The organism is Pseudomonas sp. CAN1, from assembly GCF_030462585.1.
In the GTDB taxonomy this organism is placed as follows: Bacteria; Pseudomonadota; Gammaproteobacteria; order Pseudomonadales; family Pseudomonadaceae; genus Pseudomonas.
In genome coordinates, this window is sequence record NZ_JASMRU010000014.1 from 1 (window position 1) to 24,432 (window position 24,432).

27 protein-coding genes are annotated in these 24,432 nt (G+C 66.3%); 9 read left to right on the forward strand and 18 right to left on the reverse strand.

All coding sequences use genetic code 11. The features are described from left to right. The coding region (locus tag QO207_RS18310) for an efflux transporter outer membrane subunit (protein WP_301533746.1) at nt 1-869 on the forward strand (869 nt) is incomplete at its 5' end. Nucleotides 870-876: 7 nt separating this feature from the next. Here the strand turns inward: QO207_RS18310 and QO207_RS18315 are convergent. The 7 genes from QO207_RS18315 to QO207_RS18345 all read right to left on the reverse strand — a co-directional run bounded on the left by QO207_RS18315 (nt 877) and on the right by QO207_RS18345 (nt 4,793). Continuing rightward, entirely contained in the window at nt 877-1,170 is a 294-nt protein-coding gene (locus tag QO207_RS18315; RefSeq protein ID WP_301533747.1) for a hypothetical protein, read from the reverse strand. Between the two features lie 23 nt (nt 1,171-1,193). Further along, on the reverse strand, nt 1,194-1,790 hold the full coding sequence (locus tag QO207_RS18320; protein ID WP_301533748.1) for a C40 family peptidase: 597 nt from the start codon (nt 1,788-1,790) through the stop codon (nt 1,194-1,196). A gap of 147 nt (nt 1,791-1,937) precedes the next feature. Continuing rightward, nucleotides 1,938-2,582, reverse strand: a complete 645-nt coding sequence (locus tag QO207_RS18325; protein ID WP_301533749.1) for a C40 family peptidase — start codon at nt 2,580-2,582, stop codon at nt 1,938-1,940. A 145-nt stretch (nt 2,583-2,727) separates the two neighbouring features. After that, the gene (locus QO207_RS18330; protein WP_301533750.1) at nt 2,728-3,153 is read right to left on the reverse strand and encodes a VOC family protein; all 426 of its coding nucleotides are present in this window, start codon (nt 3,151-3,153) and stop codon (nt 2,728-2,730) included. Between the two features lie 19 nt (nt 3,154-3,172). Beyond that, nucleotides 3,173-3,634 (reverse strand): hypothetical protein, encoded by a 462-nt coding sequence (locus tag QO207_RS18335; protein ID WP_301533751.1) that lies wholly within the window; start codon nt 3,632-3,634, stop codon nt 3,173-3,175. A gap of 92 nt (nt 3,635-3,726) precedes the next feature. Beyond that, nucleotides 3,727-4,050 (reverse strand): antibiotic biosynthesis monooxygenase, encoded by a 324-nt coding sequence (locus QO207_RS18340; RefSeq protein WP_301533752.1) that lies wholly within the window; start codon nt 4,048-4,050, stop codon nt 3,727-3,729. Continuing rightward, nucleotides 4,047-4,793 carry a hypothetical protein gene (locus QO207_RS18345; RefSeq protein WP_301533753.1) on the reverse strand — a complete coding sequence of 249 codons (747 nt, stop codon included), beginning with the start codon at nt 4,791-4,793 and terminating at the stop codon, nt 4,047-4,049. The genes QO207_RS18340 and QO207_RS18345 overlap by 4 nt, the downstream gene beginning before the upstream one ends. 108 nt (nt 4,794-4,901) lie before the next feature. On the opposite strand from QO207_RS18345, the gene QO207_RS18350 reads away from it, so the two are divergent. After that, nucleotides 4,902-5,774, forward strand: coding sequence for a LysR family transcriptional regulator (locus tag QO207_RS18350; protein WP_301533754.1), 873 nt, complete (start codon nt 4,902-4,904; stop codon nt 5,772-5,774). Nucleotides 5,775-5,828: 54 nt separating this feature from the next. Here QO207_RS18350 and QO207_RS18355 read toward each other — a convergent pair whose 3' ends face one another. Then, on the reverse strand, nt 5,829-6,200 hold the full coding sequence (locus QO207_RS18355) for a hypothetical protein (RefSeq protein ID WP_301533755.1): 372 nt from the start codon (nt 6,198-6,200) through the stop codon (nt 5,829-5,831). Nucleotides 6,201-6,434: 234 nt separating this feature from the next. On the opposite strand from QO207_RS18355, the gene QO207_RS18360 reads away from it, so the two are divergent. Next, nucleotides 6,435-6,773, forward strand: a complete 339-nt coding sequence (locus tag QO207_RS18360) for an I78 family peptidase inhibitor (RefSeq protein WP_301533756.1) — start codon at nt 6,435-6,437, stop codon at nt 6,771-6,773. A gap of 57 nt (nt 6,774-6,830) precedes the next feature. On the opposite strand, the gene QO207_RS18365 is transcribed toward QO207_RS18360, so the two are convergent. The 3 genes from QO207_RS18365 to QO207_RS18375 all read right to left on the reverse strand — a co-directional run bounded on the left by QO207_RS18365 (nt 6,831) and on the right by QO207_RS18375 (nt 8,677). Beyond that, nucleotides 6,831-7,178 carry a hypothetical protein gene (locus QO207_RS18365; protein WP_301533757.1) on the reverse strand — a complete coding sequence of 116 codons (348 nt, stop codon included), beginning with the start codon at nt 7,176-7,178 and terminating at the stop codon, nt 6,831-6,833. Nucleotides 7,179-7,353: 175 nt separating this feature from the next. Further along, nucleotides 7,354-7,611: a hypothetical protein gene (locus QO207_RS18370; protein ID WP_301533758.1), complete on the reverse strand. Its 258-nt coding sequence runs from the start codon at nt 7,609-7,611 to the stop codon at nt 7,354-7,356. A gap of 142 nt (nt 7,612-7,753) precedes the next feature. Beyond that, the gene (locus QO207_RS18375; RefSeq protein ID WP_301533759.1) at nt 7,754-8,677 is read right to left on the reverse strand and encodes a LysR family transcriptional regulator; all 924 of its coding nucleotides are present in this window, start codon (nt 8,675-8,677) and stop codon (nt 7,754-7,756) included. A 123-nt stretch (nt 8,678-8,800) separates the two neighbouring features. Here QO207_RS18375 and QO207_RS18380 point away from each other — a divergent pair, with 123 nt between their 5' ends. Further along, a complete protein-coding gene (locus QO207_RS18380; RefSeq protein ID WP_301533760.1) occupies nt 8,801-9,550 on the forward strand; it encodes a 3-oxoacyl-ACP reductase family protein in 750 nt (249 codons plus the stop codon). Nucleotides 9,551-9,580: 30 nt separating this feature from the next. Here the strand turns inward: QO207_RS18380 and QO207_RS18385 are convergent, their stop codons facing one another. Together QO207_RS18385 and QO207_RS18390 are read right to left on the reverse strand one after the other, a co-directional pair. Then, a complete protein-coding gene (locus QO207_RS18385) occupies nt 9,581-10,669 on the reverse strand; it encodes an FUSC family protein (RefSeq protein WP_301533761.1) in 1,089 nt (362 codons plus the stop codon). Nucleotides 10,670-10,743: 74 nt separating this feature from the next. Next, on the reverse strand, nt 10,744-12,192 hold the full coding sequence (locus QO207_RS18390; protein WP_301533762.1) for a glycosyltransferase family 39 protein: 1,449 nt from the start codon (nt 12,190-12,192) through the stop codon (nt 10,744-10,746). A 123-nt stretch (nt 12,193-12,315) separates the two neighbouring features. Between QO207_RS18390 and QO207_RS18395 the strand changes: the two genes are divergently transcribed. Continuing rightward, complete coding sequence (locus tag QO207_RS18395) at nt 12,316-13,401, forward strand: metallophosphoesterase (protein ID WP_301533763.1); 1,086 nt, start codon at nt 12,316-12,318, stop codon at nt 13,399-13,401. A 62-nt stretch (nt 13,402-13,463) separates the two neighbouring features. Then, the gene (locus QO207_RS18400) at nt 13,464-15,560 is read left to right on the forward strand and encodes a putative bifunctional diguanylate cyclase/phosphodiesterase (protein WP_367620477.1); all 2,097 of its coding nucleotides are present in this window, start codon (nt 13,464-13,466) and stop codon (nt 15,558-15,560) included. Nucleotides 15,561-15,563: 3 nt separating this feature from the next. Here the strand turns inward: QO207_RS18400 and QO207_RS18405 are convergent, their stop codons facing one another. Then, nucleotides 15,564-16,430 carry a LysR substrate-binding domain-containing protein gene (locus tag QO207_RS18405; RefSeq protein WP_301533765.1) on the reverse strand — a complete coding sequence of 289 codons (867 nt, stop codon included), beginning with the start codon at nt 16,428-16,430 and terminating at the stop codon, nt 15,564-15,566. A 124-nt stretch (nt 16,431-16,554) separates the two neighbouring features. Here QO207_RS18405 and QO207_RS18410 point away from each other — a divergent pair, with 124 nt between their 5' ends. Genes QO207_RS18410 through QO207_RS18420 form a run of 3 tightly spaced genes read left to right on the forward strand, consistent with a single transcriptional unit; the run spans nt 16,555 to nt 18,891 of the window. Then, nucleotides 16,555-17,193, forward strand: a complete 639-nt coding sequence (locus QO207_RS18410; RefSeq protein ID WP_301533869.1) for an ankyrin repeat domain-containing protein — start codon at nt 16,555-16,557, stop codon at nt 17,191-17,193. 25 nt (nt 17,194-17,218) lie between these two features. Then, nucleotides 17,219-17,674 carry a nucleoside deaminase gene (locus tag QO207_RS18415; RefSeq protein ID WP_301533766.1) on the forward strand — a complete coding sequence of 152 codons (456 nt, stop codon included), beginning with the start codon at nt 17,219-17,221 and terminating at the stop codon, nt 17,672-17,674. Between the two features lie 8 nt (nt 17,675-17,682). Beyond that, nucleotides 17,683-18,891, forward strand: a complete 1,209-nt coding sequence (locus tag QO207_RS18420) for a CynX/NimT family MFS transporter (RefSeq protein WP_301533870.1) — start codon at nt 17,683-17,685, stop codon at nt 18,889-18,891. Between the two features lie 54 nt (nt 18,892-18,945). On the opposite strand, the gene QO207_RS18425 is transcribed toward QO207_RS18420, so the two are convergent. The 4 genes from QO207_RS18425 to QO207_RS18440 all read right to left on the reverse strand — a co-directional run bounded on the left by QO207_RS18425 (nt 18,946) and on the right by QO207_RS18440 (nt 24,351). Continuing rightward, complete coding sequence (locus QO207_RS18425) at nt 18,946-19,146, reverse strand: hypothetical protein (RefSeq protein WP_301533767.1); 201 nt, start codon at nt 19,144-19,146, stop codon at nt 18,946-18,948. 87 nt (nt 19,147-19,233) lie between these two features. Then, nucleotides 19,234-19,458, reverse strand: a complete 225-nt coding sequence (locus QO207_RS18430; protein WP_301533768.1) for a hypothetical protein — start codon at nt 19,456-19,458, stop codon at nt 19,234-19,236. Nucleotides 19,459-19,705: 247 nt separating this feature from the next. Continuing rightward, on the reverse strand, nt 19,706-21,142 hold the full coding sequence (locus QO207_RS18435; RefSeq protein WP_301533769.1) for an efflux transporter outer membrane subunit: 1,437 nt from the start codon (nt 21,140-21,142) through the stop codon (nt 19,706-19,708). Continuing rightward, the gene (locus tag QO207_RS18440; protein ID WP_253453842.1) at nt 21,139-24,351 is read right to left on the reverse strand and encodes an efflux RND transporter permease subunit; all 3,213 of its coding nucleotides are present in this window, start codon (nt 24,349-24,351) and stop codon (nt 21,139-21,141) included. The genes QO207_RS18435 and QO207_RS18440 overlap by 4 nt, the downstream gene beginning before the upstream one ends. Nucleotides 24,352-24,432 lie beyond the last annotated feature (81 nt).

Here is a 24,432-nt window from a genome sequence, read left to right on the forward strand (position 1 = left end):
TCAAGCTGCTCAACGACACGGTCACCGCGTACCAGCGCTCGCTCAAGCTCACCGAGAACCAGTACAACGCCGGCATCGTCACCAAGGCCGACGTTGCCCAGGCGCGCACCCAGCTCAAGAGCACCGAGGCCCAGGCCATCGACCTGAAGTACCAGCGTGCGCAGCTGGAGCACGCCATCGCGGTGCTGGTCGGCGTGCCGCCGGCGCAGTTCTCCCTGGCCGCCGTGGACGGCGTGCCGAACCTGCCGGCGGTGCCGGCACTGTTGCCGTCGGAAATACTCCAGCGCCGCCCGGACGTGGCTTCCGCCGAGCGCCAGGTGATTTCCGCCAACGCCAAGATCGGCGTGGCCAAGGCGGCCTGGTTCCCCGACCTGACCCTCACCGCCGCCGGCGGCTACCGCAGCGGCAGCTTCCAGAACTGGATCGAGACGCCCAACCGCTACTGGTCCATCGGCCCGCAGTTCGCCATGACCCTGTTCGACGGCGGGCTGATCGCCTCCCAGGTCGAGCAGGCCGAGGCGAGCTACGACCAGACCGTGGCCAGCTACCGGCAGACCGTGCTCGACAGCTTCCGCGAGGTCGAGGACTACATGGTCCAGCTCAAGGTGCTGGAAGAGGAAAGCGGCGTGCAGCAGGAAGCGCTGGACTCCGCCCGCGAGGCGCTGCGCCTGACCACCAACCAGTACAAGGCCGGCACCATCGACTACAGCAACGTGGTCACCACCCAGACCAGCGCGCTGTCCAACGAGCGCACGCTGCTGACACTGACCGGCAGTCGATTGACCGCCAGCGTGCAATTGATTGCGGCGTTGGGCGGTGGCTGGGATGCGGCGAAGATCGCCGAGGAAGGGCAGGCGCAGCGGGACTGACGCGGAGTCAGTCCTCGTGCAGGGCGCTCAGGGGGATGCGGAAGCGGTTCTCGCCGTCCAGTGAGCGAATGCCGCGCGGCTGCACGGTGCTGACCAGCACCGTGCCGTCCAGGCGCTCCAGCACTTCGCAGGCAATGCGCCCGCTGGCGGGCAGGCGACCATCGTCCGGGCCGTGGATGACCGCCGAGCGCCTTTTCAGGAAGCGCCAGTCGCGGCCGTCGGCATCGATCAGCCGGCACTCGGCCCAACCGGGGAAGCACTCTTCGGTGTAACGGATGATCTCGACCTGGATGCCGGGCATCACGAGCCTCTTGCGGATGGATGTCAGCCGTTGAAACGGCGTGCGGTGGTGAAGCTGCGTTCCCAGTAGCGATTGTCCAGGGAATCCTGGCGAATGCGACCGCCGCTGCTGGGGGCGTGGATGAACTGGTTGTTGCCGATGTAGAGCCCGACGTGGCTGACGTTGCCGCGGCCGTTGCGGTTGAAGAACACCGCGTCGCCGGGTTTCAGCTGGTCGCGGTGGATGCGCAGGCTGTCGCTGTCGATCATCTCGCCGGTGGTGCGCGGCAGCTTCATGCCGGCCTCGGTGCGGAACAGGTAGACCAGCAGGCCGCTGCAATCGAAACCGCTGGCCACCGTGGTGCCGCCGAAGCGATAGGGCACGCCGATCAACTCCTGGGCGCGAGCGACCACTCGGGTGTTGCTGCCCGACTTGGCCCGGTGCAGAGCGGCGGCCTTGGGCGCTGCCTTGGCGCTCAGGTGCTGGCGCACGTTATTGCGATTGACGACTTTGCCTTGAGAGGCGCGCGCGAGCTTCGCACTGGCTTTAGGGGTGTGGGTGCTCTTCGTCTCGCGGGCTTCGACCGCCGTAACGGAAAGCGTGAGCAGCAGTGCGGTGCTCAGGATGATCAGGGGACGCATTTGGGGTACATCGGGGAAACGGGCTGGTTAATGGGGGCGCTATCTTAGAAACCTCGTTGAAAGAATTGACGTGGGAATGATGCAAATGCCGGTAGGCATTTTCTGATTGGACGGTGAGCGGTGACCCGCCGGCGAAATCGCGTCCGTTCAGCCGCTGAATCGGCGCGCCGTGGTGTAGCTGCGCTGCCAGTAGCTGTTGTCCAGCGAGTCGATGCGAATGGTCTTGCCGGTACTGGGTGCGTGGATGAAGCGGTCGCCGCCGATGTACAGGCCCACGTGGCTGGTGGCGCCTTCGCCGTTGTGGTTGAAGAACACCGCGTCGCCGGGTTGCAGTTCGTCGCGGTCCACCTGGTTGTGGCGCTGGGCGATCATCGAGGCGGTGGTGCGTGGCAGCTTGCGATCGGCGATGCTGCGATAGAGGTAGACCAGCAGGCCGCTGCAGTCGAAACCGTCTTCCTCGGTCTGGCCACCCCAGCGATACGGCGTGCCGATCAGCTCGTGGGCGCGGGCGACGATGCGCGAGGTATCCACCGGGCTGAAGCGTCGCCGGCCTTCGTTGCGCAACTGGGCAATGGTGGTCGAGCGCTCGCGCAGCCGGGAAATCTGCACGGACTCCACCTTGCGTCGGACGCTGGCGGGGCGTGCTGTCGCGCTGGCGGCGGGGAGGAAGGTCCGGTCGATGGCCGAAGCCTCGTAGCGACGCCAGTCCGGGGCATCCAGCTCGTCGGCCAGCGCGAACGGCGCCGCCAGGGTGCAGAGCAGGTAGAAGGGAATCCAGCGGAGAGGGCGCACGTCGAGTCACCTCAGGGTGAACAGGGAAGACGGGCGCCATCCTAGAAATGGCTAGGGAAATGCTATGTAGGAAGATTCCACATGGAATGAAGGACGATTCCACGGTGGATGACTGGTCATCTGGCCACGCACTGAAAGCGATGGCTCAGCGCGCGAACAGCTGGCTGATGTCCTTGAAGGCCTTGAACTCCAGGGCATTGCCGCAGGGGTCGAAGAGAAACAGCGTGGCCTGCTCGCCCACCTGGCCCTGGAAGCGCACATGGGGCTCGATGACGAACTGCGTGTTGCGTTCGCGCAGGCGTTGGGCAAGTCGCTCCCAGTCCTCCCAGGGCAGCACCACGCCGAAATGCGGCACCGGCACATCGTGGCCGTCCACCGCATTGGTGTGTGCCGCCTCCTGGCTGGCAGTGCGCGGGTGTTCGTGGATCACCAACTGGTGACCGAAGAAGTCGAAGTCCACCCATTGCTCGCTGCTGCGGCCTTCGGCGAGGCCGAACACTTCGCCGTAGAAACGTCGCGCAAGGGCCAGGTCGTAGACCGGAATAGCCAGGTGGAAAGGCGATAGTGCCATGGACGGGCTCCCTGTCAGATCAGGCGGGTACGCTCAGTAGCCGGGTGATGGTGGCCTTGGCCGCATTCATCTCGCCCTCGCGCGCCAGGCGGGTGAAGTCCAGCAGAGCGTGTTCATGCTCGGCGAGCTCGTCGAGGATGTCGCGGTCATCGTCGTCGCCCTCGATGGCCAGGCAGTCGTAGCGCTCGACATAGGGCTCCACCAGCACTTCGAGCTTCTCCAGGGTCTGCGGCCAGTCCAGTCCCAGCCAGTCCATCGCGCGCTGGCGGCCCTGCTGGGCTGCGTGCGCGGTGTCGCCCAGCGGCAGGCCATGGCGCTGCAGCAGGCGTGCCATGCGCAGGCCGGTCTGGCGCTCCAGGCGCGCCAGCAGGAGCATGGATGAAGCGCCTTCGGGCAGTTGCTCGGCCAGGCCGAGGAAGAAGTTCTCGCCGCGGACTTCGCCCAGGTAGGCGGCCTGCAGTTCATTGGCTTGTCGGTGCATGCGTCGGTCCCCCTTTGCTGAATGGGACCAGCCTAGACGAAGTGTGCCGGGCATCGAACCCGGCATGTCGTGTCTGGGCCAGAACGGGTCGCTCAGCGTTCGAAGCCGTACTCGCGCTCGACCCGGCTGATGCGCACGCGGAAGGTGCTGTACCAGTCGCTGCGCCCCGCCTGCTGGGCGGCGCGATGCTCGGACTGCTGCTTCCACTGGCGGATGGCGGCTTCATCGCGCCAGTAGGACACGGTGATGCCCAGGCCGTCTGCGCCACGGGCGGACTCGACGCCGAGGAAGCCGTCCTGCTGCGCGGCCAGCTCCAGCATGCGTTCGGCGGTGACGCCGTAGCCTTCGTCCAGCTCCGTGCGCAGGGAGGTAAAGGTCACGGCGTAATAGGGTGGTCGTGGCGTACTGGCAATCATGCGGGGCTCCCGGTGCGGCTGCGCTCTTGACTGGACTGATGGCGGAAGGCGGCGGACAGCAGCGCTTCGGCCAGCGGCACGGCGATGCCGGCCAGGGCCTTGCGCTCCGGCTGGAACAGGGTGGCGAGGAAGAACGGGTGATCGGTGGCTTCCAGGGCGCGGATGCTGCCGTCCTCGCCATGGGCGCAGGCGCGCAGGGAACTGCCGAACAATTCCTCCTGGAAGTCCGGGTTCACCCCATAGCTGCAGCGGTAGCCTTCGCGGATTTCCGGCAGCCCATAGATGGCCGCCAGGTGTGAGCCGGGGGCCAGGCTGATGGTCTCGCTGACTTCCACCAGCGAGCAGGGCAGGGCCTGCACCACCGCTCGCTTCGCCTCCGGGTCCATCTCGGCGTGGGCCGCGTCACTCCAGCCCAGGACATGGCGGGCGCGCTCCAGCAGGGCGTGCTGGAAACCACCACAGGTACCAAGGAAGGGCACCTGGTTCTCGCGGGCGAAGGTGATGGCGCGCAGGGCGCCGTCGGTGTCCAGGTAGGGGCTGCCGGGAATGCCCCAGAAGCCGGAGTACGCCTGCAGGTCCAGGCCCTGGGCCAGGCGCGGGGTGTCCAGCCAGTCGACCCGCAGCGTCCCCGAATGCGGCAGCAGCGATTGCTGCAGCGCCAGGGGAATGGCCCAGTGGGCGGTGACGCGACTGTCGCGGTCGCCGATCAGTCCTATGCGCAGTGCCTTGCGACGTTTTCCCATCCTCTTGTCTCCCCGGCATCAAGGCCCATTGGCGGGCCCATGGGCAGCAATTTATAGTTGCGCGGGCGCAATCGAAAATGGGCGATTGCGCAACCTTGGAGTGCGTCTATGCAATACCGTCTGGAATACGCCGATCTCGCCCTGGTGCTCGCGCTGGTGCGTGGCGGCAGCCTGGCCCGTGCCGCCGAATTGCTCGGTGTAGACGTGTCCACGGTGTTCCGCGCGGTGCGCCGGCTGGAGAAGGCGCTGGGCACCGCGCTGTTCGAGAAGGGCCGCAACGGCTACCTGGCCACCGCCTCGGCGCAACAGCTCGCCACCCAGGCCGAATTGGCCGAGCAGGCGCTGGAAGCGGCGCGGCTGTCGCTGGAGCAGGGGCAGGACGTGCTCAGCGGCACCGTACGCCTGACCTGCTCGGATACCGTGCTGCAGGGCCTGCTGCTGCCGGCGCTGGCGCGTTTCATGAAACGCTATCCGGCGCTGAACCTGGAGCTGACCACCTCCAACGCCTTCGCCAACCTCAGCCGTCGCGATGCCGACATCGCCCTGCGCCTGACCAATGCACCGCCGGAGCATCTTGTCGGACGCAAACTGGGCGAGGTGCATTACGTCCTCTGCGCCCACCGCGACTATCTGGCCGAGCAGGGCGAGCGACCATGGCAGGAGATGAGCTGGATCGCCCCGGACGACTTCCTGCCCGATCACTCCAGCGTCGCCTGGCGCCGCCAGGCCTTCCCGACGGTGCTGCCGGCGTACCGCTGCAACAGCATGCTGTCGGTGCTCGATCTGTGCCGCGCAGGGCTGGGACTGGCTGCACTGCCGGCGTTCCTGCTGCGCCCGGACGACGGGCTGCAGGTGCTGGAACCGGAGCTGCCCGGCTGCAGCATCCATCTCTGGCTGCTGACCCGACCGGACTGCCGCGCGTTGCGGGCAGTGGTGACGCTGTTCGAGGAACTGGCAGGCAGCATCCGCCTGCCTGCCTGAATGCAAAGACCCCGCTCGCGAGCGGGGTCTCTGTCATGGGGCGGCGAGGATTCTCTACCAGTGACGGTAGTGACCGCCGTAGTAGCCCGGGCCGTAGTAGCGCGGCGGCCCATAGTAGCGGGGCGGGCCGTAGTAACGCGGGCCTGGCACCACCACCACCGGACGGTAGACCGGCTGGTAGACGGGTTGATAGACCGGCGCCGGCTGGTAGTAGACCGGTGCGGGCGGCGGGTAATAGGCCACTGGTGGCGGCGGAGCGTAATAAGGGGCCGGAGCGGGTTGGGACCCGGCGACCACGGCACCCCCTACTACAGCGCCTACCACGGCGCCGATGGCGGCGGCGTCAGTGTTGCTGTTGGCCATGGCCTGGCCCGCGAGGGCGAAGCTGGCGCAGAGCAGGGCGATCTGGGGGAGTCGGCGAAGCATGATGCACCTCCTGAGGAACCCGGCGAGGATCCCGGTATCTATGAGACATCTGCCCCGGAAGTTTTGTAACGGCTCCGGTGTAAAGGTTGTGTAAATGGCGCCGCGCGGCTCTGCGACGGGCATCGCGCTGCATCAGCTTGCAATACATCCGCCCGCCGCCGTGGCTTTACGGCTGTTAAGGTGGCGCCTTTCGCGTTTTTTCAGCGCTTTTTCGTAGAAGCAGGGAGACCTTTCATGCCCTTGAAGTCCAAGTCCTTGAACCGCGTGCTGCTGCCGTTCTTCGCCGTCGTCGCACTCGCCGGTTGCAGTTCCAAGGATTCCTCGTCCGATGCCGCACAGCCCGCCGCCGCCGATACGCCGGCCATGACCGGCAGTTGTAACGCCAAGGCCGTGCAGTCCATCGTCGGCAAGGTCGTCACCCCGACCCTCACCGAGGAAGCCCGCCGCGACGCCGGTGCCAGCGTCGCCCGTGTACTCACCCCGCACCAGCCGGTGACCATGGAATACAACTCGCAGCGGCTGAACATCGACGTCGACGACAATCAGGTGGTCAAGCAGGTCTCCTGCGGCTGAACGCGCTGTTCGCCAGCCATGAAAAAGCCCCGCCGCTGCGGGGCTTTTTCATGGGCGTCAGTAATTGCGGTGGTTGTGGTTGTTCTGATTGTTCTGGTGGTTCTGGTTCTGGTTCTGGTTCTGGTTCTGGTTCTGGTTCTGGTTGTTCCAGTAGTAGCTCTGTTGCAGCTGGTTCTGAGCCTCCTGGGTCTGATCCAGGCATTCTCCGTAGTTGCTCTGGTCGTGGGCCTGCTGGGCCCGTTGCAGGTGCTGGAAAACCTGCCCCAGGTTGCCGCTGGCACTATCCTGACTGGCTTCGTTGACCTTCGCGTTCAGGCTTTTCAGGTTGCTTTCGCACAGTTGCTGGTTATCGGCGCAGGCCGGCAGGACGACCGCGCAGGCCAGCAGCAGGGCATATCTCTTCATTGACGAAGCTCCATCGTGAGAAAGAGCCGGAAAGTAGTGGGGGGCGCAGCCTGCGGCAACGCTGTGAGCCGATGCCGGGCCGATGGGTGAAGGGTCTGTGACAGTGGTCCCGTGCGGGGTGACGATGGGCAGAAAAAAGCCCCGCCTGGGCGGGGCTTTTCGTGTCCAGCGTCTATCAGCGGTTGGCAGGCTTCTTGATCACGCGCAGGGCCTGGCTGGACTGGTTGACGCACTCCTGATAGTCGCCGGTCTTTTTCGCTGCCTCGGCCTTGGCGATGTACTCATGCACCACATTGACCTTCACGCCGCTCGCGTTGGTGCTGGCGGTCTTGAGGAAGTCGTTGAGCTGCTGCAGGTTGCCGTCGCACAGCGCGCTGTCAGCGAAGGCCGGTACGGAAAACACCATGGCCAGGAGCAGAGCGTACTTTTTCATGCAGGTTCTCCTTGCATTTCGAATGCCGAATCGAAGAAATTCGAAATTACGTTAGCTTGCTAACTATCGACAAGCGTTTACCCCGCGAATTCATTTCATTTCTGACGCTAGTCAGGAAAAGCCCGATCTGCCGTGTCGCTGGTCAGATCGCCGTGAACTTGCGCTCCAGACCCTGACTGCGGAAGTGTTCGATCACGCACTCGACGAACACCCGTGTCTTGGCCGGTAGCAGCTTCTGTGCGGCGTAATAGATCGAGGTGTTTCCCGCATCCACGTACCACTCCGGCAGCACCCGCAACAGGCGGCCGTCGGCGAGGTAGGGAAGGGCGTGCTGCATGCTCACCAGGGTGACGCCCAGCCCCATCAATGCAGCGACGCAGGCAGCTTCCGGGTCGCTGAAGGTCATGCGCTCCTTCAGTGCAATGGGCGCCTGGGCCTGCTGGCGGTTGGTCAGTGGCCAGGGGCGCACGCGGCCGGTCTGCGGCGAGCGGATGCGGATGCCGTCGTGGCTGGGCAGGTCGGACGGGTAGCGGATTGCCGGGCGGCCGTCGAGGTAGGCCGGCGAGGCGAGCAGTACCAGGTGTGCCGGGCTCAGCTTGCGCGCGACGACGCCGGGCGGCAGCTCGAAGCCGCCGCCGATGGCGGCGTCGAAGCCTTCGGCGATGAGGTCGACCTGGCGGTTGTCGAAATGCCAGTCGGGGCGGATCGCCGGATAGCGCGTCAGGAAGTCGCCAAGCAGCGGCAGGATGTAGTCGCGGCCGAACACCAGCCCCATGCTCACCTTCAGCGCGCCGCTGGGCTGGCCGTCGGCGCTGGACAGATTGGCGATGGCGCCCTGCAGGCTGGCCAGGCCGCCGCTGGCCTCGTCGAGAAATCGTTCGCCGGCCTCCGTCAGGGTCAGGCTGCGGGTACTACGCTGGAACAGCCGCACGCCCAGGTTGTTCTCCAGCCGCGCCACGTTCTTGCTCACCGCCGCCGGGGTCAGCCCCAGGCGGCGCGCGGCGGCGGCGAAGCTGCCGGCTTCGGCGCTGCGGACGAAGCATTCGATACTGATCAGGCTTTCCATGGGTGGTATTCCGGACGTTTGGTATCGACTGAATATAGCGATTACTGGCTACCGAGTAATGAGTCTGCGAGGGAAACTGGCCCCGTCGAACTTACTCCCCCACTCAATTCCTGGAGACACGCAATGACCACCACTCAATCCCTCGCCGGCAAAGTCGCTTTCGTACAGGGCGGTTCCCGCGGCATTGGCGCCGCCATCGTGCAACGCCTGGCCCGTGAAGGCGCCGCCGTGGCCTTCACCTACGTCAGCTCGGCGCAGAAGGCCGAAGACCTCGCCGCCAGCATCGAAGCCGCCGGCGGCCGTGCCCTGGCGCTGAAAGCCGATAGCGGTGACGCCACTTCGGTACAACAGGCCATCGACACCGCGGCCCAGCGCCTGGGCGGCATCGACATCCTGGTGAACAACGCCGGCGTGCTGGCCATCGCCCCGGTGGAAGAGTTCAGCCTGGAAGACTTCGACCGCACCCTGGCGGTGAACGTACGCAGCGTCTTCGTCGCCACCCAGGCCGCCGCGCGGCACATGGGGCAGGGCGGGCGCATCATCACCATCGGCAGCACCAACGCCGACCGCATGCCCTTCGGTGGCGGCGCGGTGTACGCCATGAGCAAGTCGGCCATCGTCGGCCTGACCAAGGGCCTGGCCCGTGACCTCGGCCCGCGCGGCATCACCGTCAACAACGTGCAGCCCGGCCCGGTGGATACCGACATGAACCCCGCCGACAGCGATTTTGCGGCGTCCCTGATGGACCTGATGGCGGTCGGCCGTTACGGCCGCGCGGAAGAAATCGCCGCCTTCGTCGCCTATCTGGCCGGCCCGGAAGCGGGCTACATCACCGGGGCGAGCCTGACCATCGACGGCGGCTTCGGCGCCTGATCGACTCTTGATAAAGCAGCGCGGCCGGGCTCAGGCCCGGTCGCGGCTCTGGATGTTCCAGTGTCCGGCAGTGCCGGCGAGTTTTTCCGAAAGCATCTCCACCTGTTCGTAGAGACGCAGGGTGAGCCAGTAGAAACCCTGCTTCTCGAAGGAGTCGGTGAGGTTGTGCGGCCGCGCTGGCAGGCTGTCCAGGCCCTGGCAGGCCTGCACCAGCTTGCTGGTGCGACTGAACTTCAAGGCATGGGCCGATTGCAGCAGCAGGCGGCCGATGATCTGCCGGTGGGCGTCGAGGCTGGCCGGCACCGGTTCTATCTCCCCGGCCTCGGCGGTGAACTGCCGCGAGGCGATCAGCGATTCCAGGGTGCCCATGATCGCGCGGTGGATGCGCTGCAGCAGCTCTAGCTCGCGCAGCGGCATGCCGGTCTCCCGCGACACCGGCCCCAGGTGCGCACGCGAAGCCACCAGACGATGGTCCAGCTCCTCCAGTTGGCGAGCGAAGTGCTCGGCGGTGAAGTCCTGGTTGGACGACAGCTGCCCGTACATCCGCGCGCAGGCCCGCAGGTTGTCCGAGAGCAGGTAGCGCCAGACGTAGACCGCGCGCAACGGGTAGATCTGCGAGAACAGCAGCGCCACCGCGACGCCGATCAGCACATTGGCCGAACGCCACAGGCCTTCGGTGAAACCGGTCTCGCCGGGGCCGGCGACGATGCACATGGTGATCCCCGCCAGCAGCGCCACGTAGCCGGGCCGGCGGATCGCATAGAAGGCCGAAGCAGCGCCCAGCACCGACATGGCCAGGTAGGTGAGAGTCAGCGAGCGGGTCTGGTCGTAGATCGCGATGACGCAAAGCCCGAGCCCGGCGCCCGCCAAAGTTCCGAGTACCCGCTCGTAGGACTTGCCGCGAATCGTCCCCTGGTGCACCAGCCCGCCCATCACCACCAGCACCGTCACCGAGGCCCACAGGCCGTGGGGTAGCTGCAGCGCGCTGGTCAGTAGCATCGAGGCGAGCAGCGCCAGGCCCACGCGCACGCAGTGGATCCAGGCGGCGTAGCGGTAACGGGTGTAAGGGTTGGCCAGGCGGCGGAAGGGCAGGCTGAGGATTGACGGATGCTTCGCCAAGGGAAGCGGCTCCTGTGCGGGCGGTGGCGATGCAGCAAGACTAGCCCCTCCCGGCCGGGAGGGGCGGCTTTGGGTCAACCTTGCGGCGATTGATGGGCGACGAAGTAGTAGTCGCGCGAACCGACCCGGAAGCGCTGCAGGACCAGCAGCGGAGGCTGCGGCGCCGATGCGCTTTCCAGCAGGGCAACGTGCTGTTGCGACTGCAGCAGGTAGGCCAGCAGCTCTTCGTTGCTCTGCAGCTCGGGCAGCACGCTGCGGGTATAGAACACGCTGGCTCCGGCCAGGCGCTCGCTGGGCTGGAACAGGGTGACCTGGCGTCCCTGGCTCTGATACTGGCGAATCTGCTCGCTCATGGGCAGGAAGGATCCACGTTGGTCGGCACGTGGTACGCCCCACTGGGCATAAGCCAGGTAGCTGGCCGGCACCAGCAGGGCCAGGCCCAGCCCCAGGCGGCGCGCCCAGAGGCGCGGGTTGCCGTGCCGCTCGCGCCAGCGTTGCCGAAGATCCAGGGCACATGCCGCGGCGATTACTGCGGCTGCCGGCGCCAGTGAGGTGAGATAGACCATGCGCTTGCTGGAGGCGAGGGTCAGCAGGGCGAACTGCGCGGCCAGCCAGAGGTAGAAGAACAGCAGGTAACGGTCGCTGGCCACACGTTTGCGCAGGCGCCACAGCCCCAGGTAGAGCAGCAGGTTCCAGGGCAGGAAGGCCTCGGGCAGGCGCGCCAGGTAGTAGTAGAAGGGTTCGTAGTGTCCGGCCTCGGTGAACGAGCCGTCGAAACGCCCGACGCTGTTGGTCAGGAGGATTTCCCTGAGGGCCGCGCTGCCGCCATCGCGGTAGAGGAACAGCAGCCAGATCAGCAATGGCACCAGGCCCAGCAGCGTCCACAGCAGCGGACGGAGCCAACTGGCGATAGCGAGGCGTCGTTGCGCGATGCTGTCCCAGCACAGGCAGGCGAAAATCACCACGCCGGGCAGCGCCAGGCCCAGCACGCCCTTGGTCAGCGTGGCGATGCCGATGCCGACGGCAAACCCCAACCAGTGCCGAAGGCGACCCGGTGGTTCGAGCCACGCCTGCAGATACGACAGCAGCGCCAGTGCCACGCCAAGGGCAAGCAGGGCGTCCTCGCCCACCTGGCGGACGTTGCCCCAGAAGCTCGCGAGCGTCATCAGCAGCAGTGCCGCCAGCAGCGCCAGTCCGGGAGAGAGGCTGACGCGGCGCAGTACGCCATAGAGCAACAGGACGCAGAACAGGCCGGAGAAGGCCGAAGTCAAACGCGCGGCCAGTGGCGTGGGGCCGAACAGATGGAGGGCGGTGACGTCCAGCCACAGGCTCAGCGGCGGTTTTTCCAGGAACGGCATGCCGTTCAGGCGCGGCGTCACCCAGTCGCCCTCCAGGTACATCTGCATGGCGATGCCTGCCACTCGTGGCTCGGTGGATTCCTGCAGTTGGTGGTTGCCTAGTCCGAAGAAGAACAGGAGGCCGCCGAGTAGGAGCAGTACTAGGAAGTGGCGGGAAAGAGACATGGAAATTTCCGTCGGATATCAGAAAAAGCCTGCTGATTCAGGCGACATTTGAGTCATGCGGAATGAATGTCCGCGGTGCTTCACTGCGGCGAAATTTCAACCGCTGTTCCCTGTGAGGCTGCCATGTCCGTCAATTCGTCCCGTTCAACAATCCGGGCGCCGCGCCGAAGAAGCCTGCGCATCCTGCTGCTGATCGGTGTTGTGGGGTTGGCGGTGCTGGCCAGCCTGCTCGGCTTCGTTGCCCTCGTTCCGCCGCCACCCTATACGCCGCTGGTGGGACAGAACGCGTCCCAGGTCAGCCTGTTCGCGCTGGGCGACCAGGGCACCGGGGGCCTGCAGCAATGGCGCGTGGCCAAGGGCATGGAGCGCATCGCCGAGCGCGAGGGCGGCGTGAACATGGCCGTCCTGCTGGGTGACAACTTTTACGGCAAGGACCTCTCGGGGATCGACGATTTTGCCTGGCAGCTGAAATTCGAGCGCGTTTATCACGGTCGTTGGCTCAGCCAAGTGCCGTTCTATGCGGTGCTTGGCAATCATGACTACCCAGGATCCGCCAGCGTTGAACTCGAGTATGGTCGTCGCGGGGTAGGATCGGGCCGCTGGAAGATGCCCGATCCGTACTACACGCAGGATTTTGCTGAAGCCGACGGACGCCCGTTGCTGCGCGTGGTCTTCCTCGATACCTCCCAGGATGTCGCCGGCCTGCAGCGCCAGGCGCAATTCCTCGAGGAGTCCTTCGCCAAGCCAGGGCCGGCGCCGATCTGGAAGATGGTGGTGGCGCACCATGCGATACGCGCCGGCGGTGATCGCGGCGACAACCAGGTGCTGATGGACCTGCTGCTGCCGGCCCTGCAGAAAAGCGCTGTGGATGTCTACCTCTCCGCCCATGAGCACAACCAGCAGCTGATCCTCCACCCAGGCGAGCCGGCCTGGCTGATCTCCGGTGGTGGCGGCAACGACCTCGATGCGACCGGGAGCATCGCGTCCCCGGCGAAATCAACCGATTCCCGAGTGCTGCTGGCCGAACGCCGCCACGGATTTGCCCGACTGGCTTTCACCCCGGAACAGTTGCGCGTGGCCTATTACGATGCCGATGGTGGCCAGGAACATCCTTTCACCTGGGCCCGCTCGTGCCCGTGGACGGCCGAAGGTTGCCTGCAGCCCGGTGAAATGGCGCAGATAGCGACGAACAGGGCAACTGGCCAGTAGTAGCCGCCCCTGAGATTTCGCTAAAATCGGGGACTTTTGCGCGCAGTCTTGCAGCCCGCGCCTTGCTTAGCCCGCGCCTTGCTCAGAGAGTCCCCATGCTTACCGGTAGTTACGATCCCTCCCTGGTCCTGATTTCCCTGTGCGTCGCCATGCTGGCGTCCTACACCGCACTGGACCTGGCCGGGCGCATCGCAACCACCCGCGGCTGGCCGGTGCTGCTGTGGATCGGCGGCGGCGGGGTGGCCATGGGCATCGGCGTGTGGTCGATGCACTTCATCGGCATGCTCGCCTTCAGCCTGCCCATCMCGCTGGGCTACGACCTCACCCTGACCCTGCTGTCGCTGGCCATCGCCGTGCTCAGCTCGGGCTTCGCCCTGGCGCTGGTCAGCCAGGATCGCCTGCCGCTCTGGCAATTGCTCTGCGGCGCACTGGCCATGGGCGCCGGGATCAGCTGCATGCACTACCTGGGCATGTACGCGATGCTGATGCAGCCGGGCATCGACTACGACCCGGCGCTGTTCGGCCTGTCCTTGTTGATTGCCGTGGCGGCTTCGGGCGCCGCGTTGTGGATCGCCTTCAAGCTGCGGCAGAACACGCCCTACGTGCGCCTGGCTCGTGGTGGCGCGGCGCTGGTGATGGGCGTGGCCATCGTCGGCATGCACTACACCGGCATGGCCGCCGCGCGCTTCCCCGAAGGCAGCTTCTGTGGCGCCTCTCCCAGCGGGCTGAACAGCGACTGGCTGGCGCTGCTGATCATCATTGTCACCTTGGCGGTGATCGGCATCGCGCTGCTCACCTCGGTGCTGGATGCGCGCCTGGAGTCGCGCACCGCGCAGCTCACCTCGTCGCTGGCGCAGGCCAACCAGGAGCTGACCCAGCTGGCCCTGCACGACAACCTCACGCGCCTGCCCAACCGCATCCTGCTGGAAGACCGCATCGAACAGATGATCGGCAAGGTGCAGCGCAACGGCGGGCATTTCGCGCTGATGTTTCTCGACCTCGACGGCTTCAAGCCGGTCAACGATGCCTTCGGCCACCACGTCGGCGACCTGCTGCTCAAGTCGGTGGCCCTGCGCCTGCGCGACAGCCTGCGCAGCGAAGACACCGTGGCGCGCATCGGCGGCGACGAGTTCGTGGTGCTCGCCGAGCTGGCCGAAGCCGAGGACGCGGTGACCGTCGCCGGCCAGCAGATCAGCCTGCTGGCCCAGCCGTTCCAGGTGGCCGGGCAGGAGCTGCGCATTGCCGCCAGCATCGGCATCGTGGTCTACCCCGGCGACGGTGCCAGCCAGCACGAACTGCTGCGCAATGCCGACGCGGCGATGTACCACGCCAAGGGCAACGGCAAGAACGGCTATAGCTTCTTCGAGCAATCGATGAACACCAACGCGCGCAATCACCTGCAGCTGCTGCACGACCTGCGCGCCGCGCTGGATCGCCGCGAGTTCGTCCTGCACTACCAGCCCAAGTTTTCCGCCAGCGGCGAGCCCATCGGCGCCGAGGCGCTGCTGCGCTGGCAGCATCCGCAGCGCGGTCTGCTGATGCCCGACACCTTCATCGCCCTGGCCGAGCGCACCGGGCTGATCATCCCCATCGGTGACTGGGTGCTGGACGAGGCCTGCCGGCAGATGCGCCTGTGGTACCTGCAGGGCCGCGAAAGCTGGCGGGTGGCGGTGAACCTGTCGGCGCTGCAGTTCTGCCATGCCGCGCTGGTGGATTCGGTGGCCGACGCACTGGAACGCCACCAGTTGCCGGCGCGCTGCCTGACCCTGGAAATCACCGAGACCACCGCCATGCGCGACGCCGACTCCAGCCTGGAAATCCTCGGCAGGCTGTCGGACATGGGCGTTGACCTGTCCATCGACGATTTCGGCACTGGCTACTCCAGCCTGCTTTATCTGAAGCGCCTGCCGGCCAATGAGCTGAAGATCGACCGCGGCTTCGTCCGCGACCTGGAGCAGGACAGCGACGACGCCGCCATCGTCTCGGCCATCGTTGCCCTCGGCCAGGCGCTGGATTTGCGCATCGTCGCCGAAGGCGTGGAAACCTCCGGCCAGCAGAGCTTCCTCACCCGCCTGGGCTGCGATTCGCTGCAGGGTTTCCTGCTCGGCAAGCCGGTGCCGGCCGAGCAGTTCCTCGATAGCCTGACTGCCCCGGCCTGATCCTCAGGCCTCTGCGGGTAGCGCGGCCAGCTGCGTGCACAGGTCGCGCAGCTGCTCGCACAGGCTGCGCCCGGCGCTGCCCAGTTCCGGGCGCGCGTAGAGCGCCAGCTCCAGCCCCTCGATCGGCGCGAAGCCGTCCTCGGCGCTCAGCACGCGGTGGCCTTCGTGGCGCCCACGCAGGGGCAGCAGGCTGACGCCCATGCCGGCCGCCACCGCCGCTGAAAGACTTGCCAGGCTGGCGCTGCTGTAGCTGATGCGCCAGCGCCGACCGCTGGCTTCCAGGGCGTGGATCATCTCCTGGCGGTACAGCGCGCCCAGCGGGAACACCACCAGCGGCAGCGGGTCACGCGCGGCGGCGGGGGTGGCGGCGCTGTCCTGCCAGGCCAGCGGTTCTGGCCAGTGGGCGAGGCAGTCGCTGTCAGCACCCCATTGCTTGACCAGCGCCAGGTCTAGCTCGCCGCTGCGGTACTGGCGCAGCAGTTCCTGGCTGAGGCCGCTGGAGACTTCCAGGCGCAGCCGTGGACGCTCGGCGCTGAAAGCGGCCAGCAGCGGCATCATCCGTTCGCCGGCGAAGTCCTCCGGCATGCCCAGGCGCAGCACGCCCTCGCTGTGCTCGCTGCTCAGCGCCTCGCGCGCCTCCGAGCCCAGTTCGAGGATGCGCCGCGCGTAGCCCAGCAGCTGCTCGCCCTGTTCGGTGGGCAGCACCTGGCGCTGGCTGCGGTCCAGCAGGCGGCAGTCCAGGCTCTGCTCCAGGCGCAGGATCTGCTGGCTGACGGTGGACTGGGTGAGATGCAGCAGTTCGGCCGCGCGGGTGAAGTTGCCGGCGTCCACCACCATCACGAAGCTGCGCAGCAGGTTGGGGTCGAGCATTGTGTTTCCCACTGAAAGTCATGTTTCTATTTAATTTCAGCATAGAACATCCCTTCGTCATACTGGCGGCGTTGATTCGAGGCACGACAGCCATCACGGGGGAGCGCCCATGGACATGCCGACTATGCAGACGGAGCCGACCATCCAGACCGAGGACGTGCACAGCCGTGCTGCCGCAGACGCGCTGCTGAACGCCGCCAGCGACGGCCGCGAAACCGAGGTTTCGGCCCTGCTCAAGCGCGGCGTGCCGGTGGACGTGACCGACGGGCAGGGCAATACGCCGCTGCTGCTGGCCACCGCGCAGAACCGTGTGGAAGTCGCGCGACGGCTGATGGCCGCCGGAGCCGACGTCAACCGACAGAACCGCATCCACGACAGCGCCTACCTGCTGGCCGGTGCGGCGGGGCGCCTGGACATCCTCCAACTGACCCTGGCCCACGGCGCCGACCTGCGCAGCACCAACCGCTATGGCGGCACGGCGCTGATCCCGGCTTGCGAGCGCGGCCATGTGGAAGTGGTGGCGACGCTGCTCAAGGCCGGCGTCGATCCGGATCACATCAACAAGCTGGGCTGGACCGGGCTGCTCGAAGCCATCCTGCTCAGCGACGGCGGCCCGCGTCACCAGGCCATCGTCAAGCAACTCATAGAAGCCGGGGCAAACCTGAACCTGGCCGACAACGACGGCGTCACGCCGCTGCAACACGCCCGCCAGCGCAACCAGACCACCATCGCCAGGATGCTGGAAGTGGCCGGCGCGCATTGATCGAACCGATTCGCTGGAAACTGCCATGTCACACGAAGTCTTCATGCGCGAGGCCCTGCAACTGGCCCGCGGCAACATCGAGGCCGGCGGCCGCCCGTTCGGCGCCGTGCTGGTCAAGGACGGCCGGGTGATCGCCCGCGCCGCCAATTCCATCCACCTGGATTTCGACCCCACCGCCCACGCCGAGCTGCTGGCGATCCGCCGCGCCTCGGCGGTGCTGGGCCTGTCGCGGCTGGACGGCTGCGTGATCTACGCCAGCGGCCATCCGTGCCCGATGTGCCTGGCGGCCATGCACCTGTGCGGCGTGGAGGGCGCGTACTTCGCCTACTCCAATGACGATGGCGAGCCTTTCGGCTTGTCGACCGCCGCCGTCTACCAGCAGATGACCCAGCCGCCGCAATGGCAGGCGGTGCCGCTGCGGCCGTTGCGCCCGAGCGGTGAAGAAGGGCTCTACAACCATTGGCAGGAGCACCGCTCGTGAGTCGCGGCATGGCCATGCCGGCGCAGGGCGAAGCGGCGGGGCAGAGCAGCCACGCCGGCTGGATCGGTCTGCTGGTGATAGTCGCGCTGGGCATCAACCTGCGGCCGATCCTCACCTCCATCGGCCCACTGCTGGCCGATATCCACGACGCCACCGGCCTCGGCTTCCAGGGCCTGTCGATGCTGACGGTGCTGCCGGTGCTGTGCATGGGGCTGTTCGCCCTGGGCCTGCCCTGGGTTGGCCCGCGCCTGGGCGAGAGCCGCGGCATGGTGCTCGGCCTGCTGGCCATCGGCGCGGCGTGCTTCTGGCGACTGCTGCTGGACAGTGGCTTCGCCCTGATCGCCAGCGCGGTGCTGGCCGGCTGCGGCGTGGCGGTGATCCAGGCATTCGTGCCCGGCGTGATCAAGCGCTGGTTCCCGCACAAGGTGCCGTCTGCCATGGGCCTCTACTCGGCCTCGCTGATGGCTGGCGGCGGCAGCGCGGCAGTGCTGGCGCCGGTGGTATCCGAACACTTCCACCGCTGGCAGGACGGCCTCGGCGCCTGGCTGCTGCTGGCCGTCGTCGGCCTGCTGCTGTGGTCCGTGGCGCGCCCGCGGGAGACGCCGGTTGCAGCGCCGCCCAGGCAGAAGGTGCAGCACTATTTCGGCAGCCGCCGCGCCTGGCTGCTGGCCCTGTACTTCGGCCTGATCAACGGCGGCTACACCAGCATGGTGGCCTGGCTGCCGGTGTACTACCGCCAGCTCGGCTGGACGGCCCAGGCCAGCGGCCAGCTGATCGGCCTGATGACCATTTTCCAGGTGATCGCCGCGCTGACCATCCCGCTGCTGATCCGTCGCTCGCTGGACCGTCGCGGCTGGCTGTGCGTCTGCCTGCTGATCCAGCTCGCCGGCTTTATCGGATTGATCTCGGCACCACTGCACCTGTCGGGCATCTGGGTGGCGCTGATCGGCTACGGCCTGGGCGCCTGCTTCGCCCTGAGCCTGACCCTGACCCTCGACCACCTCGCCGACGCCGGCGCGGCCGGACGCCTGGCGGCCTTCGTGCAGGGCATCGGCTTCATCGTCACCGGCATCGTGCCCTACGTCACCGGCTGGCTGCGTGACAGCACCGGCAGCTTCCAGGCGTCCTGGGTCCTGCTGGCGGTGTCGGTGGTGCTGATGCTGGGCGTGACACTGCGCTTCTCGCCCAGAGGTTATGCGCGGGCCATGCAGCGCTGAGACTGCCTGAAACGAAAATGGCGCCTCGCAGGCGCCATTTTTTTACCTGCATTGCTACACGGAAGTGGCGATGTAGATCCGGTAGGTAATGATCGACAGCATGCTCAGCGTGCCGACCCACATCAGGAATACCCCCAGGCCTCGTTGCCGCAGGGTGAAGCCGATACCCAGCATGAACATCCCGAAGACGATGATGGCGAGGGTGATGAAGAGGGACGTAGGGTCCAGGGGGATGAAGTGGGCGGTGGCGTCCATGGCGAATCCTTGTCTGAAGTATCCGATAGCGAAATTCTAGGCCAGGGGCGGGCAGAACTCCTTTGATCCCTGGCAAGCCGCTGCGGATCATAGCGGCACCAGCAGCCCGACCCAAGGCTCGGTCTCCACCAGGTGGCGGCCCTTGGCCGTCAGGGCTAGATGCAGGTTTCTGAATTCGGCGAAGCCGAGATGAACCAGGAGCAGCTTCAGTTGCGGATGGAGAACGTCGCCGCGCTGCACGCCGTGAAGCAACGCGCAGAGTTCGGCATCGTTGGCGGGAGGTGGAATGCTTTCGACCTTGGAGCTGGGCACTGAACTGACTTCCCTGGATTTTGGCGTCAGTGGATTCTGAATTCGAACAGGGTTCAGCTTATTTTCTATTGCTATCGGAAAATACTGATCAAGATCTAAGTATCTGACAGATTTAAGAGAATCCCAGTATGTGGGAGGCGCTAGGGCGCCTGGCATCGGCACTTGTCGGGCATAAAAAAGCCCCGCGGTCCGGAGCGTCAGACCGCAGGGCCAGAAGGTCGGGAGCTTCCCGACCGGGGAGGACCGATCAGGCCGCCGGCGTCGGCTGCCAGCCGCCGCCAAGGGCCTTGTAGATCGCTACGATGCCGCGATACACGTCGACTTCCGCCAGGGCCTGGGCATCCTCGGCGGCCAGCTGTTCGCGCTCGGCGTCCAGCAGGTTGAGGAAGTCCACGGTGCCTTCGCGGTATTGCAGGCCGGCCTGTTGCGCGGCGTTGCGGCTGGCTTCGGACTGGCGCACCAGCGACACCAGGCGCTGCTGACGTTTGCCGTAGTCGCTGAAGGCGTTCGATGACTCTTCCAGGGCCAGCAGGACCTGCTGCTCATAGGTCGCCAGGGCGCCGTCGGCATCGGCCTTGGAGGCGCGCAGGCGAGCCCGCACGCTGCCCAGGTCGAAGGCCGCCCAGGTGATGCTCGGGGCCACGCCCCAGGCACTGGCGGCGGACGAGCCGATCTGCGAGCCACGGCCAGCGGTGTAGCCGAGGAAGCCGCCAAGGCTGACTTTCGGGAACAGGTCGGCAGTGGCCACGCCTACGTCGGCTGTCGCAGCAGCCAGGCGGCGTTCGGCGGAAGCGACGTCCGGCCGGCGGCGCAGCAACTCGCCCGGATCGCCAATCGGCAGGGCCTTGGCGATGGCCGGCAGCTTCTTCGGCGACAGGTCCACGCTCAGCGCGTCCGGGCGCTGGCCGAGGAGGGTGGCGATGCGGTTGCGCTGGCGCACTTCCTCGGCCTGCAGTTGCGGCACGCTGGCTTCGGTGGCGGCCAGGCGCGCTTCGGCACGCTGCACGTCCAGCTCGCTGCCGACCCCAGCGTCGCGCAGCTGGATGGTCAGGTCGCGGGACTCGCGCTGGTTGTCCAGGTTGCTCTTGGCGATGCTCTCGCGCAGTTGCGCACCACGCAGTTGCCCGTAGGCATCGGCCAGCTCGGCGATCAGGCTGACCTGCAGCTGTTGCAGGTCGGCGACTATGGCTTCGCTCTGCGCGTCGCTGGATTCCAGCTGGCGCCGCACGCGGCCGAACAGGTCGACTTCCCAGATCATGTCCAGGCCCAGGTCGTAGCGTTCCTGGTTGACCCGGTCCTCGGTCTGGCCGGGCACCTGGCCCTTGCCGACCTGGCCTTCGGCGCGGCTGGTGACCGTGGGGAAGCGGTCATTGGCAACGTCATCGCGGATCGCCCGCGAAGCCAGCACGCGGGCATAAGCCACGCGCAGCTCGCGGTTTTCCTTGAGGGACTGCTCGACCAGCTGGGTCAGCACCGGGTCGTCGAACTGCTTCCACCAGGCATCTTCGAAGCGATTGCGGTCGTAGTTCTGCGCCTGGGCGTTGCTGTCCAGCTGGGCCGGCGCGGTGTCCGGCTTGTGGTAGTCGGGGCCGACCATGCACGCGCTGAGGGTCAGCGCGAGCAGGGAAGGGACGAACAGTTTCACGGCACTCTTGCTTACCGCACGGATGGTCATGACGCTCATGCCTGGTGGGCCTCGCTGTTGTTAGGTTGGCTCTGGGCGATGCGCGCTTGCTGCTCTTGTTTCTTCGCTTCACGGGCTTCCATGAAGCGGCGGATCAGCACATAGAAGACCGGAGTCAGCAGCAGGCCGAAGAAGGTCACGCCGAGCATCCCGGAGAACACCGCGACACCCATGGCATGGCGCATTTCGGCGCCGGCGCCGGACGACAGCACCAGGGGCACCACGCCCATGATGAAGGCGATGGAGGTCATCAGGATCGGCCGCAGACGCAGGCGGCAGGCTTCCAGTACCGCGCTCAGGCGGTCCATGCCTTCGTCCTGTTTGTCCTTGGCGAACTCGACGATCAGGATCGCGTTCTTGCACGCCAGGCCCACCAGTACGATCAGGCCGATCTGGGTGAAGATGTTGTTGTCGCCACCGGACAGGATCACGCCCGCAATGGCCGACAGCAGGGTCATCGGCACGATCAGGATCACCGCCAGCGGCAGGCCCCAGCTTTCGTACAGCGCGGCCAGCACCAGGAAGGCGAGCAGCACGCAGAGCGGGAACACATAGATCGCGGAGTTGCCGGCGAGGATCTGCTGGTAGGTCAGCTCGGTCCATTCGTAGGTCATGCCATTGGGCAGTTCCTGCTTGAGCAGGCGCTCGATGGCGGCCTCGGCCTGGCCGGAGCTGTAGCCCGGTGCGGCGGCACCGTTGATCTCGGCGGTGATGAAGCCGTTGTAGTGCATCACGCGGTCGGGGCCGGAGGTGTCGCTGATCTTGATGAAGGTCGCCAGCGGGACCATCTCACCCAGGTTGTTGCGCACCTTCAGCTGGCCGATCTGCTCGGGTTCGAGACGGAACTGCTGCTCGCCCTGGACGTTCACCTGGTAGGTGCGGCCGAAGCGGTTGAAGTCGTTCGCGTACAGCGAGCCGAGGTAGACCTGCAGGGTGTCGAAGATGTCGCTGATCGCCACGCCGTGGGTCTTGGCCTTCTCGCGGTCGATGGCGGCATCCACCTGCGGGACGTTCACCTGGTAGCTGGTGAACACCGACATCGGGTTCAGCTCCGGCAGCGCGCGGGCCTTGTTGAGGATGTTCTGGGTCTGTGCGTAGAGCTCCTCGTAACCGGCGTTGCCACGGTCCTCGATCTGCAGGCGGAAGCCGCCGATGGTTCCCAGCCCCTGTACCGGAGGCGGCGGGAAGATCGCGATGTAGGCGTCCTGGATATCCGCGAACTGCTTGTTCAGCTCGGCGGCGATTTCGTTGGCCGACATGCCCGGGCCTTTACGCTCGCTGAAGTCCTTGAGCGGGGTGAAGACGATGCCGCTGTTGGGGCTGTTGGTGAAACCGTTGATCGACAGGCCGGGGAAGGACACGGTGTGTTCGATGCCCGGGTGCTTGCCGGCGATTTCCGACATGCGCTTGATCACCGCTTCGGTGCGGTCCAGCGTGGCGGCGTCGGGCAGTTGCGCGAAGGCCACCAGGTACTGCTTGTCCTGTTGCGGCACGAAGCCGGTGGGGGTGCTGGAGAAGCCCAGGTAGGTCAGGCCGATCAGCCCCGCATAGAGCAGCAACGCGATGGAGCTGCCACGCAGCACGCGGGTGACGGTGCCGACATAGCCATGGCTGGCACGGTCGAAGAAGCGGTTGAACGGACGGAACAGCCAGCCGCCCAGCAGCTTGTCCAGCAGTACCGAGAAGCGGTCCTTCGGCTCGTGGTGCCCCTTGAGCAGCACGGCGGACAGCGCCGGCGACAGGGTCAGCGAGTTGAACGCGGAGATCACCGTGGAGATCGCGATGGTCAAGGCGAACTGCCGGTAGAACTGCCCGGTGAGGCCGGAGATGAACGCGGTGGGGATGAACACGGCGCACAGCACCAGCGCGGTGGCGATGATCGGCCCGGTCACTTCCTTCATGGCGCGCTTGGTCGCCTCGATGGGGGTGAGCCCCAGCCCGATGTTCCGCTCGACGTTTTCCACCACCACGATGGCGTCGTCCACCACGATGCCGATGGCCAGTACCAGGCCGAACAGCGACAGCGCGTTGAGCGAGAAGCCGAAGGCGTGCATCACCGCAAAGGTGCCGATCAGCGATACCGGCACGGCGGCCAGCGGGATGATCGAGGCGCGCCAGGTCTGCAGGAACAGCACGACCACCAGCACCACCAGGATCAGGGCTTCGAACAGGGTGTGCACCACGGCCTCGATGGAGCCGCGCACGAAGATGGTCGGGTCATAGACGATGGAGTAGTCCACGCCTTGCGGGAAGTCCTTCTTCAGCTCGGCCATCTTCTCGCGCACCAGGTTGGAGATGGCGATGGCGTTGGAGCCCGGACGCTGGAAGATCGGGATGGCGACCGCCGGCTGGTTGTCCAGCAGCGAGCGCAGGGCGTACTGGCTGGAGCCGAGCTCGACGCGGGCGATGTCCTTCAGGCGGGTGATCTCGCCGTCGGGGCCGCTGCGGATGATGATGTTCTCGAACTCTTCCTCGGTGACCAGGCGACCCTGGGTGTTGATCGACAGCTGGAAGCTGGTGTCGCTCGGCGAGGGCGGAGCGCCCAGGGAGCCGGCGGCGACCTGGCGGTTCTGCTCGCGGATCGCGGCGACCACGTCGGTGGCGGTCAGGTTGCGCGAGGCGACCTTGTTCGGGTCCAGCCAGACGCGCAGGGAGTAGTCGCCCATGCCGAACAGCTGCACGTCGCCCACGCCGTCCAGGCGTGCCAGCTCATCCTTGATGTTGAGGATGGCGTAGTTGGACAGGTAGAGCATGTCGTAGCGGTTATCCGGCGAGGTCAGGTGCACGACCATGGTCAGGTCGGGCGAGGCCTTGTCGACGGTGATGCCGATCCGCGTGACTTCCTCGGGCAGCTTGGGCTGCGTACGGGTCACACGGTTCTGCACCTGCACCTGAGCGTTGTCCAGGTCGGTGCCCAGGGCGAAGGTGATGGTCAGGGTCATCTTGCCGTCGGCGGTGGACTGCGAGGACATGTAGAGCATGTTCTCGACGCCGGTGATGGCCTGTTCCAGCGGCGCGGCGACGGTCTCGCCGATCACCTTGGGGTTGGCGCCGGGGAAGTTGGCGCGCACCACCACGGTGGGCGGCACGACTTCGGGGTATTCGCTGATCGGTAGCTGGAACAGCGAGATGGCCCCGCCGATCAGGATGATCAGCGAGAGCACGGCGGCGAAGATCGGCCGCTGGATGAAGAATTGCGAAAAGTTCATGGCTGGTTCCTGTCGCGAACGCTGCGGTTCGCCAAACCCGGGACAAAGGTCACCCAAGGCCCTGGTGGGACAGGGCCTGGT

Excerpts from the sequence above, each read along its gene's own strand:
- QO207_RS18315 (WP_301533747.1), bottom strand. The coding sequence starts at position 1,170 with ATGCCCGGCATCCAGGTCGAGATCATCCGTTACACCGAAGAGTGCTTC.
- QO207_RS18320 (WP_301533748.1), bottom strand. The coding sequence starts at position 1,790 with ATGCGTCCCCTGATCATCCTGAGCACCGCACTGCTGCTCACGCTTTCC.
- QO207_RS18330 (WP_301533750.1), bottom strand. The coding sequence starts at position 3,153 with ATGGCACTATCGCCTTTCCACCTGGCTATTCCGGTCTACGACCTGGCC.
- QO207_RS18335 (WP_301533751.1), bottom strand. The coding sequence starts at position 3,634 with ATGCACCGACAAGCCAATGAACTGCAGGCCGCCTACCTGGGCGAAGTC.
- QO207_RS18340 (WP_301533752.1), bottom strand. The coding sequence starts at position 4,050 with ATGATTGCCAGTACGCCACGACCACCCTATTACGCCGTGACCTTTACC.
- QO207_RS18345 (WP_301533753.1), bottom strand. The coding sequence starts at position 4,793 with ATGGGAAAACGTCGCAAGGCACTGCGCATAGGACTGATCGGCGACCGC.
- QO207_RS18350 (WP_301533754.1), top strand. The coding sequence starts at position 4,902 with ATGCAATACCGTCTGGAATACGCCGATCTCGCCCTGGTGCTCGCGCTG.
- QO207_RS18355 (WP_301533755.1), bottom strand. The coding sequence starts at position 6,200 with ATGCTTCGCCGACTCCCCCAGATCGCCCTGCTCTGCGCCAGCTTCGCC.
- QO207_RS18360 (WP_301533756.1), top strand. The coding sequence starts at position 6,435 with ATGCCCTTGAAGTCCAAGTCCTTGAACCGCGTGCTGCTGCCGTTCTTC.
- QO207_RS18365 (WP_301533757.1), bottom strand. The coding sequence starts at position 7,178 with ATGAAGAGATATGCCCTGCTGCTGGCCTGCGCGGTCGTCCTGCCGGCC.
- QO207_RS18370 (WP_301533758.1), bottom strand. The coding sequence starts at position 7,611 with ATGAAAAAGTACGCTCTGCTCCTGGCCATGGTGTTTTCCGTACCGGCC.
- QO207_RS18375 (WP_301533759.1), bottom strand. The coding sequence starts at position 8,677 with ATGGAAAGCCTGATCAGTATCGAATGCTTCGTCCGCAGCGCCGAAGCC.
- QO207_RS18380 (WP_301533760.1), top strand. The coding sequence starts at position 8,801 with ATGACCACCACTCAATCCCTCGCCGGCAAAGTCGCTTTCGTACAGGGC.
- QO207_RS18390 (WP_301533762.1), bottom strand. The coding sequence starts at position 12,192 with ATGTCTCTTTCCCGCCACTTCCTAGTACTGCTCCTACTCGGCGGCCTC.
- QO207_RS18395 (WP_301533763.1), top strand. The coding sequence starts at position 12,316 with ATGTCCGTCAATTCGTCCCGTTCAACAATCCGGGCGCCGCGCCGAAGA.
- QO207_RS18405 (WP_301533765.1), bottom strand. The coding sequence starts at position 16,430 with ATGCTCGACCCCAACCTGCTGCGCAGCTTCGTGATGGTGGTGGACGCC.
- QO207_RS18410 (WP_301533869.1), top strand. The coding sequence starts at position 16,555 with ATGCAGACGGAGCCGACCATCCAGACCGAGGACGTGCACAGCCGTGCT.
- QO207_RS18415 (WP_301533766.1), top strand. The coding sequence starts at position 17,219 with ATGTCACACGAAGTCTTCATGCGCGAGGCCCTGCAACTGGCCCGCGGC.
- QO207_RS18420 (WP_301533870.1), top strand. The coding sequence starts at position 17,683 with ATGGCCATGCCGGCGCAGGGCGAAGCGGCGGGGCAGAGCAGCCACGCC.
- QO207_RS18425 (WP_301533767.1), bottom strand. The coding sequence starts at position 19,146 with ATGGACGCCACCGCCCACTTCATCCCCCTGGACCCTACGTCCCTCTTC.
- QO207_RS18435 (WP_301533769.1), bottom strand. The coding sequence starts at position 21,142 with ATGAGCGTCATGACCATCCGTGCGGTAAGCAAGAGTGCCGTGAAACTG.
- QO207_RS18440 (WP_253453842.1), bottom strand. The coding sequence starts at position 24,351 with ATGAACTTTTCGCAATTCTTCATCCAGCGGCCGATCTTCGCCGCCGTG.